Annotated in this window: 11 protein-coding genes; 7 read left to right on the top strand and 4 right to left on the bottom strand. The window is 43.6% G+C overall.

Features of this window, described 5'->3' with window-relative positions:
• Positions 1-33: 33 nt before the first annotated feature.
• A complete protein-coding gene (locus P5V12_RS13250; RefSeq protein WP_316953561.1) occupies positions 34-2,010 on the bottom strand; it encodes a methyltransferase domain-containing protein in 1,977 nt (658 codons plus the stop codon).
• A 174-nt stretch (positions 2,011-2,184) separates the two neighbouring features.
• Between P5V12_RS13250 and fliS (P5V12_RS13245) the strand changes: the two genes are divergently transcribed.
• The 5 genes from fliS (P5V12_RS13245) to P5V12_RS13225 all read left to right on the top strand — a co-directional run bounded on the left by fliS (P5V12_RS13245) (position 2,185) and on the right by P5V12_RS13225 (position 6,055).
• Positions 2,185-2,565, top strand: a complete 381-nt coding sequence (gene fliS, locus P5V12_RS13245; RefSeq protein ID WP_316953560.1) for a flagellar export chaperone FliS — start codon at positions 2,185-2,187, stop codon at positions 2,563-2,565.
• Between the two features lie 236 nt (positions 2,566-2,801).
• Positions 2,802-3,362, top strand: coding sequence for a hypothetical protein (locus P5V12_RS13240; RefSeq protein WP_316953559.1), 561 nt, complete (start codon positions 2,802-2,804; stop codon positions 3,360-3,362).
• 254 nt (positions 3,363-3,616) lie between these two features.
• Positions 3,617-4,000: a flagellar export chaperone FliS gene (gene fliS, locus P5V12_RS13235; protein ID WP_316953558.1), complete on the top strand. Its 384-nt coding sequence runs from the start codon at positions 3,617-3,619 to the stop codon at positions 3,998-4,000.
• Positions 4,001-4,103: 103 nt separating this feature from the next.
• Positions 4,104-4,361 (top strand): hypothetical protein, encoded by a 258-nt coding sequence (locus P5V12_RS13230; protein ID WP_316953557.1) that lies wholly within the window; start codon positions 4,104-4,106, stop codon positions 4,359-4,361.
• A gap of 254 nt (positions 4,362-4,615) precedes the next feature.
• On the top strand, positions 4,616-6,055 hold the full coding sequence (locus tag P5V12_RS13225) for a sigma-54 dependent transcriptional regulator (protein ID WP_316953556.1): 1,440 nt from the start codon (positions 4,616-4,618) through the stop codon (positions 6,053-6,055).
• 509 nt (positions 6,056-6,564) lie between these two features.
• Here P5V12_RS13225 and dbpA read toward each other — a convergent pair.
• A complete protein-coding gene (dbpA, locus tag P5V12_RS13220; RefSeq protein WP_316953555.1) occupies positions 6,565-7,995 on the bottom strand; it encodes an ATP-dependent RNA helicase DbpA in 1,431 nt (476 codons plus the stop codon).
• Between the two features lie 98 nt (positions 7,996-8,093).
• Positions 8,094-10,025: a right-handed parallel beta-helix repeat-containing protein gene (locus P5V12_RS13215; RefSeq protein WP_316953554.1), complete on the bottom strand. Its 1,932-nt coding sequence runs from the start codon at positions 10,023-10,025 to the stop codon at positions 8,094-8,096.
• 388 nt (positions 10,026-10,413) lie between these two features.
• Here P5V12_RS13215 and P5V12_RS13210 point away from each other — a divergent pair, with 388 nt between their 5' ends.
• Both P5V12_RS13210 and P5V12_RS13205 read left to right on the top strand, forming a co-directional pair.
• On the top strand, positions 10,414-11,628 hold the full coding sequence (locus P5V12_RS13210; protein WP_316953553.1) for a sensor histidine kinase: 1,215 nt from the start codon (positions 10,414-10,416) through the stop codon (positions 11,626-11,628).
• Positions 11,629-11,662: 34 nt separating this feature from the next.
• Positions 11,663-13,168 carry a sigma-54 dependent transcriptional regulator gene (locus P5V12_RS13205; RefSeq protein ID WP_316953552.1) on the top strand — a complete coding sequence of 502 codons (1,506 nt, stop codon included), beginning with the start codon at positions 11,663-11,665 and terminating at the stop codon, positions 13,166-13,168.
• A 117-nt stretch (positions 13,169-13,285) separates the two neighbouring features.
• Here P5V12_RS13205 and P5V12_RS13200 read toward each other — a convergent pair whose 3' ends face one another.
• Positions 13,286-13,753: a hypothetical protein gene (locus P5V12_RS13200; RefSeq protein ID WP_316953551.1), complete on the bottom strand. Its 468-nt coding sequence runs from the start codon at positions 13,751-13,753 to the stop codon at positions 13,286-13,288.
• Positions 13,754-14,212 lie beyond the last annotated feature (459 nt).

Genomic DNA, 14,212 nt, shown 5'->3' with positions numbered 1-14,212 from the left:
GGATGTCAGCTTTTCTACGTGACTTTTTTCATTTTATTTTTGTATTAAAAACTCATACATGCCTCGAAACATGTATGGGTGTTTTTGTTCCAGCTCAGTTAACTTGCCAAAGTCATTGGTTGCTGAATTAGGGTATTCCTTATTATAAATATCGATTATTTTCTGGTTGCCCACCAAACCCAAGAAATTAATGTCCAGCGTGTGACAATACTCCCGAATTAATTCCCAGGTAAAACAGATTTCGTGTTGGTGGAAGAGCAAATCCCGGCATTCACTTAAACTGTAAAAATCGCTAAAGACTAATAGATCCTGATGTTTTTCCGGAGCGTTGATAATTGCTTGGCGGTAGGAGCGAATGCTATCCGAGTTGGGCCGAATATTGAGTTTTGAAATTTTGTCACGCTCACTGGTAATGGCCTTTCGGGCAGTTGCACTGTACAGGGCTATTTTGATTACTCCGCCTGGGTGTAAACACTGAAGTAAACGTTCCAAACCGAGCATGGGATTGTCCAAGTGGTGTAATACCCCATTGCATTCGATGTAATGGTATTTTTGTTCCCGCTTATCAAACTCAAGAATATCGCCATGATAAAAATTCACATTGTTGATATTTAATTGTTTGGCTTTTAATGTTGCATAAGCCAAGCTTCTTCGGCTCAAATCTATTGCGGTAATTTTGGCTTTCGGAAAACGTTTGGAGACTATAATGGGATGTCGCCCCGTTCCTGCTCCGGCAACTAGAATTGGTGTTGATTCATTAAAAAGCGGGGCAGGTAGTTGATCGCGAATATCCGGAATATATCTTAAAATGGCGCTGCCAATATTTTCTAAAGGAATAACAAAAATCTGATTCCATCTGGGGTAGGGGTGCTCTTCGTAGTGTTGCTGTACATCCATTGATACTTCATCGTGAATCGGTGTGATGCTCGGTATCTGTTCGCTTAGTGCTAGTTCGTCATGAATATTGAATAAGGTCTTTTGAGCAATTTTGTGTAATGACTTTGGCCATTTTGATATGGGGGTATTCAGCAATATTTTCCTGATAGGGAGTTCATAGAGCGGCTGAAACATACTGATTAACAGCAGTAGTCCTTCACTTTGCTGAACATGCCAGTCTTTATTTTTGGTTTGTATTTCCAGTAATTTCTTGGTTTCCGTAATAATTTTCTGTTCGGAATCTTTAATTGGATAAATATATTCATTTAAATAGTTTTGCAGGGCAATGCCCTCGATCATAGGCATGGCTACTGCCTCTACGTGCTGCCGTTGAATACATATTGTGAGAATGGCCTCGCGCAACGTGGTTAGCAGTTTTTCCACTTCTATGCTGGAAAAACGCGTACAGCCAATACCCAGGTAAAAGAGATTGTTCTGGAAAATTTCATATAAATTTAATTTTGGTTGAGGGCTGCTTAAATTGTATTTTTCGATTAAATAGGCGGTTAAATGTCGTGTTAATAGGCCATCGCTGATTTGCTCCGCTTGTATTAACGCTATGATCCCATTAGTGGTGATTGTGTCGAAAATAAGGTGTTGAGTCTCAGCGAGCAAAGCATAAATCTGTTGCAGTTTTTCCTGGGGTAGTTGAGTCAGGGTGGCAATATTCAATAGCGTTTTAAGCTGTGCCGGTTTGTTTTCCCGGGAGCTATATATGGCATACACCGTATTCAGTGCATCCAAATCATTGGGGTAGTGTTGGAAAAACTTTTTGTAATGGGCTAATGCGAGATCAAGTTTTTTTTGCCTGACGTAAATTACGCCCTCTAAATACAGATAATTTCTATTGTTGGGCGAATTTTTTTGTGCTTGATGACAATAGTCCAAAGCTGAGTTGTAGTCAGCCACAGCTTCTTTAATCATTGCCATTAATATATTGGCTTGATGATTTTGCGGTTTTTTTTGTAAAAAAACACGTAGTTTCTTTTGGGCTTCAACATAGCAGCCAGAATTAAACAAACGTGTGGATTCAACTAATACAGGATGGGTATTGCCCGTTGCCTCGGCGATCATTATTGTTTGTTCCCCCAGGGGTTGCTTGAAATGAGTATAGGCAAGTCGTTGGTATATCCCACGGTAAAAGCATCGATTGTGCCAACCTAAAGGGAAAAAATAGACTAAAGTGTATGTGGAAGCTGCCGATACCCTAAATAGCGCCAATTCATCCAGATAAACGTCGAGGTTACCGTGAATTCTCAACTCGCTGTCGATTCTTATGCTCAAGTTCACCGTTCATCTGCGGTAGAGTCTGCTTCTCCTCACAAACTCATTTGTATGTTGTTCGATGGTGCCCTGGAGCGCATTGCTCAGGCCAAGGGAGCAATGGAATACGGCAACATTGAGATGAAAGGGGGGAAAATAAATTCCGCTATTACCATCGTTGGTGGTTTACGTGAAAGCCTGGACCCTGATCAGGGTGGTGATATTGCAGAAAATCTGGATGCGCTCTACATCTATATCCAAAACATCCTAATGAAAGCACATTTGGAAAATAATCCAGAAAAATTGGATGAAGCTGCACATTTATTGAACGAATTACGTTCAGCCTGGGCGCAAATCGGCGAATAGGGCGCGACCTCTTTTTAAAAGCGCGCTTTACGTATGCTTGACCGTAAAGCGCGAAATATCGGACTTTGTCCCCTCCTGTATTACCTTGTTTCTTTGGCAACACAATTCACTATCGGTTGATCTGTATTCAACGTTCAATGGTTTCCTCCCTATATAGTGGTTCAGTTATATAGCCCCTTATACTTGGTTGCCCATTGATAGCCAGAAGGCGCAAAGGTTTTATCGTGAAGCGTAATATGAAACAAATATTTTTATTAGTTGGTATTTTGTTGTTCAGCTTTGAAAGCCATGCAGAGTGTGATTTGGATTCTGCGGATCTGGCAATAGGTGAATATGATGCCATGTACTCAGGCTATCGGGACTTGCTCAGCCGTATTTCAAACTATGACGAAGAGCTTTTTTATAAACGGAAAACATTTATAGCGCTGTTTGAAACACCAGAAGGAATGGTTAAGTCCATGCGTGTTCATGGTGTGGTTATCGAAATTGGTGCAAGGTCAACACTGATGTTGATGCAGGATTGCCAGCACAATGTTGACCAATTTCGTACTGAAGTCGAACAGTACGAACAGGATTCGAAGAGCTTGAGTGACAGTTTGGCGACAATTTATCAACAATGCCATAAAACTGGAAAGAAGGATTTTCGCAAAACTATTACGCAGTATTATAAAAAGAGAGATTGGTATAAAAGCAATGTTGAACATTTGAATGTTGAGCGCATTGCTCCAATTGAGCGGCAATGTTTAGCAGAGAAAGAATTTGTTGAACGGGCCTTGGAGTTGAGTGGTAAGGATTAGCCGTTTCACTGTCTCACGTTATCTCTAAGCCTTGTGTGGCGCAAATCAAACATGTTTTGGTAAAGTGTATATCGAGTCGCATAAAGCCCTTGATATGGACTGCACAAGCGCTAGATAAAGCACCTCTGATATTTTACCTTGCGAGCAAATGTGCGACGTAAATCTAAAGTTGGCACTGTGTGTGCAGTATTCAGACTGTATTGTAACAACGGCAGAAGGCTGCCGCTTTGTACTCAGCATGTGAGGAGATAAATATGTCTGTTGCACAAACAAGAGCCGCGCAAATTATGCAAGAACGTTCTAGCGAATTGACGGCACATCAAGTGATTTCACTACTGTTTGACGGCGCTTTGGAGCGTGTTCAGCAAGCTAAAAATTGCGCAATCAGCGGTAATGAAGAAGACAAAAAAGTGCTTATTGACAAGCTGGTTGCCATTATTAACGGCTTGCGCAGTAGCTTGAACTTCGAGGATGGCGGCGATATTGCACTGAATCTGGATTGCTTATACGACTACATGGTGAATAAGCTCGGCGAGTCTGAAGAAGAAGTGTCAACACTGACCGAAGTGGCTGGTTTAATCGCTCGAGTGAAAAGTGGGTGGGATGCCATTGACCCCTGTAGTGGTCAGGCTGCATAACCTGTTTGTTGTTTGATTTGGTTAATTTTTTAATATTCATTATTAAAGCTCCATATTCATCTGCCGTTATTTGAAGTAACGGCGGTATAAATTGGAGTAACCAATGTCAGTGATATCAGCATCTCACTTTTCATTAGTCCGAGCTCGACGCGAGTTGGAAAAAGCCTACGATTGTGAAGATTGGGAGGCCGTCCGACAATGGGATCAAGATCTCGGCGTTATGCTTAATCGTGCTTTTGACGACGAGGATAGGGACACCCGGGCTCTCGTGGGGGAACTGGAAAAAGTCCTTTCTTTGTATGCCACAATCGTGTCATCCATGCCCGAAAAAGCCATTCACGCAGGAATGGGCCTGGAGTAATCTTCTCCAGGCATCGTTCTTCTTTTTTTGTTATTGCAATTCAACGCTCTAGCGTATTTTCTTCTTTGATAAAATAAATATGCCAGTTATTTGACCTATGGCGGTTTGTTGACTATTACTATCAAGTAGTCTTTTGTATTCCAATGATGGTCAATTCTCAGTCGTTAGAGTTTTCTATGAGTTTTATTGCCGGAGTTTTCCTCTCTAACATGTGTTCTGTCTTGTTACCCCAGATGTAAGAGGGTTGTGATCCCATGCTTCATGATAAAAAAATCTTAGTTATTGCCAACCACGAATCACAACAACATGATTTAACCACCATTCTGGACTTTATCGGTGAGCACGTACTCGCGATGACATATAAAGACTGGGAGGCGGCAAGTTTTGATCAAACGGCACTGGACAGCATTGGTATGCTGGTCATCCATCAAGCCGATCAACCCATCAATTTATCTGCGTTTCTCGATTCGTTGATTCATCGATGCGAACCGACTCCGGTGGTATTGGTTGGTGATTTTGACGAGGTACAACCGGACTGGGAGCCTATCAAACGGCATATGGTTATTGCCTGCCTTAAAGAGCCTCTGGTGTATAACGAGCTCAATGATGTGATTCATCGTGCGCAACGTTTTAACGAAGCACAAAAATTCAACAAAGAAAGCAATAATCAACGGCCTGTTCATTTATTTCGCAGCTTGGTTGGCACCAGTCGAGAAATTCAAGCTGTACGAAAAATGATGAGTCAGGTTTCGGATAAAGACGTTAGTGTGCTGATTGAAGGCGAATCGGGAACAGGGAAAGAAGTGGTTGCCCGAAATTTACACTATCACTCGCCTCGCAGAGAGGGGCCATTTGTTCCGGTGAACTGCGGCGCAATACCCGCTGAATTGTTGGAAAGTGAATTGTTTGGTCACGAGAAAGGAGCGTTCACCGGTGCTATCAGTGCCCGTGCCGGGCGCTTTGAAATGGCTGAAGGTGGTACCCTGTTTTTGGATGAAATCGGGGATATGCCGCTGCATATGCAAGTTAAAATTTTGCGTGTATTGCAGGAAAAATCCTACGAGCGTGTGGGTGGTAACAAAACCATGGAAACCAATGTCAGGATTATTGCTGCAACACACCGCAACTTGGAGCAGATGATTGAGGATGGAAACTTTCGAGAAGATTTGTATTACCGCTTGAATGTGTTTCCTATCGAGATGCCGTCACTCCGTGAACGCTCAGAAGACATTCCATTACTTATTAGCGAACTTGTCTCGCGTATGGAAAGCGAAAAACGCGGTTCGATTCGTTTTAATTCCGCGGCGATTTTGTCCCTGTGTCGTCATCCCTGGCCGGGCAATGTTCGCGAGTTAGCGAACTTGGTTGAACGTATGGCGATTATGCACCCTTACGGTGTTGTCGGCGTGCAGGATTTGCCGGGGAAATATCGCCATGTGGAGATTGAAGAAGAAGAGGAAATGGAAATCCCGGATACCCACGAGAAAAAAGTCGCGGTGCTCAATGAAGGCGATATGGTTTTTCTACCGGAAAATGGTATTGACCTGAAAGAATATATTACCAATCTGGAGCAGAGTTTAATTAAGCAGGCTTTGGATAATACCGGTGGTGTGGTTGCCCGTGCAGCGGAGCAATTAACTATTCGTCGAACCACCTTGGTAGAGAAAATGCGTAAGTATGGGATGCAGAGATAGCAATTGGTTGTATATCTGACTTAACGCAAACCAGATATTATTCGCATGACTCGCCGTGAATCCGTCCATGGAGGCTCGTCGCCAGCATCCTTGCTATCGACGGTCATGCCCATAACATCTGCTTTACGTTTGACGGGCTACTGATAATTTTGAGGCAAAGTCACTGATTACAGTTCTGACTTAACGCAAACCAGATATTATTCGCATGACTCGCCGTGAATCCGTCCATGGAGGCTCGTCGCCAGCATCCTTGCTGTCGACGGTCATGCCCATAACATCTGCTTTACGTTTGACGGGGTACTGATAATTCTGAATTAGAAAACCTTTATGGCCTTGGCAGACCATAGAAGGCAGGATGCCGACGATGAGCGTATAGAGACAAAATGAATGGATCATTTTGAACCGTGTCTACGCCCGAAGGGGCGAATGCATGGATGCATTCGAGTTAAATATTTACAGCGTGTCTGCAAAGGCAAAAAGGTTTTCAGACATTAATCCAATAACAAATTTTATTTATACACAAGCCTTGCCCGAAAATTACGTCCTTTAAGTTTACCTTGGCTTATTTTATTTAATGCAGGCTTTGCTGCATCCCGGCTGACGGCAACAAACGCACTATTATCAAAAACATGTATTTTCCCAACCTGTTTACCGGCAATTCCATTCTCGCCGGTCAAGCAACCTAAAATATCACCCGGCCGTACTTTTTGTTTTTTACCACCATCAATTTGAATCGTGGTCATGGCAGATTTTTTTGGTTTGGTTTGCAATAAATCGTAATCCGGCAAGTTAGACGTGTCTTGAATTGGATCGACATCCGAATCAATCTTTGCCAACTTATAGGCTTCATTCTCGGTATAAATTGAACAGGCTAAGCCTTTCTTACCGGCACGACCGGTTCGGCCTATTCGATGGACATGGACTTCGGAATCTCGTGTTACGTGGTAATTAATCACCGCATCCAAATCTTCGATATCCAAACCTCTGGCGGCAACATCTGTCGCCACCAGAATAGAGGTGCTTTTATTGGAGAAAAGCACCAGCGTACGGTCCCGGTCTTTCTGTTCTAAATCGCCGTGCAATGCCAGGGCAAAAAAACCATCCTGGCGGAGTTCGTGCGCAACGTCTTGGGTTTCTTTTTTTGTATTGCAAAATACCAGTGCCGATTCGGGTTGGTATTTCAATAAAAGAAGTTTAAGAGCGACCAATCTTTGTTTGTTGTCCGCAACTTTATAAAACTGTTGTCGAATACTGCTGTGATGATGCTGGGATTCAACTTTAATCATTTCCGGCTGATGCATAATGCCATCAGCAATTTCTCTAATTTGTGCAGGGAAGGTTGCACTAAATAGCAGTGTCTGGCGTTTTTGGGGTACATGCTGAAGGATGTTTTCCAATGAATCCTGAAAACCCATATCGAGCATTCGATCAGCTTCATCAAGAATAAAGCTATCCACATGCTCAAGGCTAAGTGTACCTTTTCGCAGATGATCTTCTATTCGCCCTGGGGTACCCACAATAATATGGGCACCGTGTTCCAGTGAGCCGATTTGGGGGCCAATTGGCATGCCACCGCACAGGGTAAGAATTTTAATATTGTGGATCGCTCGGGCAAGTTTACGCAGTTCCGTTGCTACCTGATCGGCGAGTTCTCTGGTAGGGCACAGTATCAACGTCTGAATGCGAAACTTTTTAACATCGAGCTTATTTAACACGCCCAGGCCAAAAGCGGCTGTTTTACCTGACCCGGTTTTCCCCTGCGCTATCACGTCCCTTCCTTCCAGTATGAATGGCAGGCTTTGTGCCTGAATTGGGGTCATTGTCTTGTAGCCTAACGAGTCCAGGTTTTTTAGCAGGTTAGGGTGTAATTTCAGGTTGGAAAATGACTCGGGGTTCAATGTGATAGCGCCTGGATAGTAAAAGTGGATGAAATAGCCCATCAGCAGCCCATAAACAGGCTGTTTGGTAAGGTTAAGTATGGCTGGGGCGCTATAGTACCCTAATTACGTCGTTCTCGGTAAATATGAAAAGTCGGTTTTCATTCTTGTTGCTCAAATGGACCTAAATCCGGTGCAGAACCAAACCATTCAACACAGTTTGCGCCTTGATGTTCTCCAGCTGTTGAGCAATGAAAACCTTCAATTATTCTCCCTGCGTTAATTAATTCGCTGGCAGAGGAATGCAGGCCAAAAGAAATGTCGGGCAAACTAAAGTCGTCTTTTCTCAGTTTTGTTAGCTCGGAAACATCCAGGCTGACAAAGTCATCATCAGTAACAGAAAATAATTGGTTGTATAAATAATGCGGCCAGGAAGCAGCAGGATCTTGTGCGACCCAAGTATTGTTGGCTTCTGTGTAAACATGTTGTGGAATGCTGATTTCTGTGGGCGTATCGTTTACGCCAATACCGGTGCTGCGATAAACAATATTGTTGTAAAAAGTAGAGCCGCTTTTATCGGTATACCCGACATCATTTAAGTAGGATAGGGTGTTGTAATAAATCGCGTTGTTCGGCCATTGTTTATCGTAGTCGACATACAGGTTATTGAAATAGCCTCTGCCTATGCAATGAGCGGCAATGGTTCCCTTATATTCAACATTGGGCTCACCACCTTCAACGTAATCGGGAAATGCAGCAATATACACTCCGGTTGTTTTAAAGCCGTTGCCTTCCGCGCTCCAAATGTCAGTCATGTCCCGATATTTGGTTCCTGATGAAGCCCAGGAATCGATAAATGTTCGTTTGCCATAACCGTGGGGGTCGAAACCATCATCGGAGTAGTTCCAGGCGCGGCATCCTTTCCATAAAAATTCACCAGTGGAATAGGTGCCCACTTTCCAGCCATCAGCGTGATTGCCTGGTTGTGTTGAAGACCAGTCATATAAATTGTACGCATCACAATTAATCCAACTGGTGTTATCACTGGCAAACTCCGCTATTTCCACGTCACAGGCTGAAGCATCTCCCGAATTTCTATCAACACAAACATCGTAGCCAATTTGGGCATCGGCTTGACTCCATGAGCGACTCCAATGCTCAAAACCTCGTCCGTTAATATTGTGCACAACCATATTTTCAAATTTCAGGTTAGCTCCTGATGTGGCGATTCCAGAGACCTGAGCATTCGGTTTCTCATGATCTGGATGGGGTTCATCTTGGTGAATGTGCCGTACCGTCAGCCCTTTGAGATGAATGTGCTCAGCCAGGCTTAAGGAGATTCCCGTCAACCAACGAAATTGATTGGGCTCTGCTTGAGAGCCATCCAGAATAGGGCGCTCGCCGGGAAAATTAAGGTACTTAATCGGTGCGTCAGGTAAACCGTTACGTCCAAACTCTCCGGGCCGGATAAGCATTGCCAATGCGGAATGACCCGGGTGTACATGCTCTGTTTTGTACCAGACTCCTCCACGGATATAGGTAATATCACCCGGGTAGGATTCTTCAACGGCCTTTTGCCAGGATTGAAAAGGCTGATCAATGGTTCCTGAGTTGGTGTCATTACCCCAGCTTGCAACAAATCGTCGACTGGCACCTGCCGCTGGGGTTATTAAACAAATACCCTGAACGCAGTCTTCATTGGTAGCACACGTGACGTTTTCGCAAGTGAGTGTATTCGAAGCGATACAGAGGTTTGCATTGCATTCATAGCCGGTAGGGCAGCTTCCATAGTTAATTTGTCCGCCTGCAATTGTTTTGGTCCCGCATTGATAATCAAATATATCTCCACATTCGCCTAGATCATTTTGATGCGAATAAGGTAGATCTATACATGAGTGCTTATGAAGATTTTCCTTGGTGTATTGAGTGCTAGTGGTATTGCCTGGTGTATTGCCTGTCGAGTTTGGTTGATTTGTTGAATCGGTATTGGATGGGCTACTTCCCGAACCACCGCCACAGGAGGCAATAGCAAGCAACGAAATCGCCCAAAAAATCCCCCTTACTGATTGATAAGACAGGTTTAAATTGGTCACGTCACACCTTTATACATTGATTAAAGAAATGCTCCAACGCCACGCCCACCTGGGGATTTTTAAGGCGCTGAGTCCCACGATTAAATTAACTATATGTATTTGTGATGAGCTGTTACGGATGGTGTTCACATTGGAGTCTTGAAGAAAGTACGTTATTAGCAAACTTTGTTATGGCGTATCTGATGGGGGTATTAATTGATGTCGGAATCCAGGTATGCATTGATGTGAAATTCGTCAAATCGCTGACTTTTAACCAGCGTTGATGGCTTGTTTGGTTGTAACGTATTGAAAAATAAGAGATTTTATTTTTGGCACTGGCTTTGCAAATACTCTCTGTAACACACCACTCAGCAGTAATCGGTGTCAGAGAATCGTCAGGAGTTTTACTTTGCAAACTGCTCAAAACCAAACGCTAGAACGCGAACTGCCTTTACTTCAGGAGTTAGGGCAAAGTGACAGTGAAAGGCAGGAAAGCCTGATTGCGGCCTTTAAAGCGTTCAGTCAAACATCGGAACAGCTTTCGCGCTCCTACAAAATGCTGGAAAAGCGTGTGGCCAGTCTAACAGCAGAGTTGGATCAGGTTTCCGCAGAGCGGGAAGAAGAATCCAGAGAAAAACGACAGATTGCATACCAAATGCAAGCACTACTGGATTTCTTACCCGGTGGTGTGATTGTTCTGGATTCGCGCGGCATTGTCACGCAAGCAAACCCAGCCTCTGAATATCTATTACAAACCAAACTCGAAGGGCGTGTCTGGCGAAAAATAATCGGTGAATGCTTTGCGCCGAGAAATGATGACGGATTGGAGGTCTCGACCAAGTCCGGTAAACGTATCAGCGTGGCCACCAGCTCGCTGGATGGCAACGGCCAAATTATTCTTCTCACCGATCAAACCGAAACCCGTGAATTGCAGCATAAATTGAGCCGTCATGAAAAATTATCGGCGATGGGAAAAATGGTTTCCGCTTTAGCGCATCAAATTCGTACTCCGCTTTCTGCCGCGTTGCTCTATGCCGGACACATTTGTAATGAAAGCCTGGAAGAACAAAAGCGCCAGCAGTTTTCTCAAAAAATATTAAGCCGATTACAGCATATGGAAAAACAAGTGAGAGATATGATGCTGTTTGTTAAAAGTGAATTGCCGCTTAACGATGTGATTACTTCCTTACAGCTTGAGAAAGGTTTGAAGGAAGCAATTGAAGCCAGTTTGGGTACCCACGGTGTGCAAGTGGCCTGGATCAATGCTGTACCAGAGGCACGAATTAAATGCCATCGCGAAGCATTGATCAGTGCGTTGGTTAACCTGGTGGACAATGCGTTGCAAGCCGCCGGTCAGACACCGGAAATCAGTATCGCTCTGACCAGTTTATCTCCCGGTTCAATTTCCGTCATGGTGGAAGATAATGGTGTTGGTATACCAGAAGAGATGATTCAAGAAGTTCAGGAAATGTTTGTCACCACCAAGAAACAGGGCACAGGCATTGGCTTGGCTGTGGTGCAAGCTGTAGCAAGAGCACACGGTGGTCGATTCGAATTAAATTCTCAGTTGGGTGACGGCACGGTTGCCAGTATTCATCTGCCACAGTCGAATATCGCGGCGTAACCAGTAGTAAATTCAGACACGACAAGGTTTTATCATGACTAAACAATTAAGCGAAGCGCAACCCAAAATTCTCGTTGTTGAAGATGATCTGGATTTGCGAGAAGCCTTGGTTGACACATTAGAGCTGGAAAAATTCCAGGTACTGGATGCCGCCTGTGCTGAAGATGCATTAACCATTATTGAAAAACAGCAGGATATCGATTTAATTGTTTCCGATGTCAATATGGGAGCCATGAGTGGCCACGATTTACTGCGGGAAGTCAAAAAGAATTACGCTCATATTCAATTATTATTGATTACGGCGTACGCCAGTATCAGTGAATCGGTTGAGGCTATTCGTGAAGGTGCGGTGGATTATTTAGTAAAACCGTTTGAACCCCAAGCGTTGGTGGAAACGGTGCAAAAGTATGTGAGTAAGCATTCGGTATCAACATCCGAGCCGATTGCCGTTGCCGAATCCAGTCGTCAGTTGTTACAACTGGCAACACGAGTTGCACAATCGGATTCTACGGTGCTGTTAGCGGGTGAGTCGGGAACGGGCAAAGAAGTACTTGCCCGGTATATTCATGAAAAATCTCCTCGAGCCAATAAACCCTTTATTGCTATTAACTGTGCGGCAATTCCAGAAAATATGCTGGAAGCTATGTTGTTCGGTCACGAAAAAGGGGCGTACACCGGAGCCCATGCTTCTTCCCCTGGTAAGTTTGAGCAAGCCAATGGCGGCACTATTTTGTTGGACGAAATTTCCGAAATGGATTTGGGCTTGCAAGCCAAATTGTTGCGGGTACTGCAAGAGCGGGAAGTGGAACGTTTAGGTGGTAAAAAGAGTATTCAGTTGGATGTGCGGGTGATTGCTACGTCCAACCGCGACATGCGTCAGGAAGTGGTGGACGGCAAATTTCGGGAAGATTTATATTTCCGTTTAAGTGTGTTGCCATTGCAATGGGCACCACTTCGGGATCGTAAAGAAGATATTATTCCTTTGGCTGAAAGTCTGCTGGCTCGTCACGCTGTTAAGCAGCATCGGGCAGGTGTTTCCCTGAGTCAGGATGCCAAGCAAGCACTGTTTCAATACCCCTGGCCAGGTAATGTCAGAGAACTGGATAACGTGATGCAGCGAGCATTAATTTTGCAGCCTGCGAACAGTATTGGCGCTGTAGATCTTGGATTGGTTGCGGCACAAACGTTCAGTGCCAAACCTTCGCTATTGGATACTGGTAATCAAAGCAGTACGCCATCGGCGAGTTTTCAGGATGCGGTTGCGCACATGACCCATTCGGCAATTTCTGGTGTTGTTCCATCGACTGTTGAACATGATACTGCATCGTCTTTTGATGCGGCATCGGATTTTTCTTCCCCTTTGTTGGGAAAAGATATGCGTCGCCACGAATTTGAAATTATTGTCAAAACCCTTCGCGAAGAAAATGGTAGCAAGAAAAATACGGCAGAAAAGTTAGGTATAAGCCCTCGCACGTTGCGTTACAAACTCGCCAAAATGCGAGAGGAAGGCTTTAATTTGGACGCGGCTATGGCCAGTTAAAAAAACAGTAAACATATGACCGGAGAGTGAAAACACTAACGTTATGCATTTCAATCTTTAACGTAATTGTGTTCACATCAGGTCTAAACAGAATATGTCGAAGTGTTTTGTTTCGTTCTAAAAACTATGGTTTGATTTGATCAGCCGAATTACATTGTTGCCAAACAGTGTAGTTTCATTTTCATACTTTACCGACATGCACGCATACCAATATGAGGGGAGAATTTTACACTCTCCTCCCAATGTGCTGTTTCCTTGAATTTGATTCGCTTCAGAACCGATGGTCACGCCTTCTGGCGTCATAAAGTCGGGGCTTGTGGTTTCCAGAAAAAGGATATGTCTCGAATTTGATTCGCATAGTTGATTCTTAAGGTCACAAAAAGTATACGCAGTAAACTCAATATCGTTAATCGTAACTGAATAGGTACTATAGAGCGCTGACCAAAATATAAAGGGTACGGAATAACCCATGTGTTGAGAGTCGGATATTTCGAGATCTGGTAACGAGTCATTGAAACTCAGTTTTAGACTATCTCCCCAAGTGGTGCCTGAAAGTGATAGAAAAATAACGAGAACGTACTTCATTGGTATCTTATCCTTCTTTTTGCTTTTAACTTAAATTAGCCCCATAGGTCATCGTATTCATATCTTTTGTGTGAGGATACCAGGCTGCCAATATTTATTTCTAGTGAATTATTACATTGGGATGACAGTTTGTCGGCTTTTCTCCGGTGTATGTAACGAATGATCTATCATGGTTTAATGCTTGTTTGTTGGGTAATTGAGACCGTTTAATTACTGTTAAACAGTATTTAATATGTCTGGATGTTGGGGTGATTTACGCTGTTTTTGATTTTTGGTTATACATTTATCGCATGATAAAAACCCTTTATAAAAACTATTTTGGTCGTGTGGTTGTTATTGTTAATACCTTGTTGGTTATAACTGACTTGGTTTGTAATAAAAAAATGCTGTTAAATTGGCCTAAAAACCGGAATTTGGTGTTATATAGTTAATAGTGTGGTTTCGGCAGTTAGATAGGGA

Source organism: Teredinibacter sp. KSP-S5-2 (assembly GCF_032773895.1).
Lineage (GTDB): Bacteria > Pseudomonadota > Gammaproteobacteria > Pseudomonadales > Cellvibrionaceae.
The sequence above is the reverse complement of the archived record's forward strand: the minus strand, read 5'-3'. Positions and strand labels throughout refer to the sequence as shown.

Excerpts from the sequence above, each read along its gene's own strand:
- fliS (WP_316953558.1), top strand. The coding sequence starts at position 3,617 with ATGTCTGTTGCACAAACAAGAGCCGCGCAAATTATGCAAGAACGTTCT.
- P5V12_RS13205 (WP_316953552.1), top strand. The coding sequence starts at position 11,663 with ATGACTAAACAATTAAGCGAAGCGCAACCCAAAATTCTCGTTGTTGAA.
- P5V12_RS13225 (WP_316953556.1), top strand. The coding sequence starts at position 4,616 with ATGCTTCATGATAAAAAAATCTTAGTTATTGCCAACCACGAATCACAA.
- P5V12_RS13200 (WP_316953551.1), bottom strand. The coding sequence starts at position 13,753 with ATGAAGTACGTTCTCGTTATTTTTCTATCACTTTCAGGCACCACTTGG.
- P5V12_RS13240 (WP_316953559.1), top strand. The coding sequence starts at position 2,802 with ATGAAACAAATATTTTTATTAGTTGGTATTTTGTTGTTCAGCTTTGAA.
- P5V12_RS13230 (WP_316953557.1), top strand. The coding sequence starts at position 4,104 with ATGTCAGTGATATCAGCATCTCACTTTTCATTAGTCCGAGCTCGACGC.
- P5V12_RS13250 (WP_316953561.1), bottom strand. The coding sequence starts at position 2,010 with ATGATCGCCGAGGCAACGGGCAATACCCATCCTGTATTAGTTGAATCC.
- dbpA (WP_316953555.1), bottom strand. The coding sequence starts at position 7,995 with ATGGGCTATTTCATCCACTTTTACTATCCAGGCGCTATCACATTGAAC.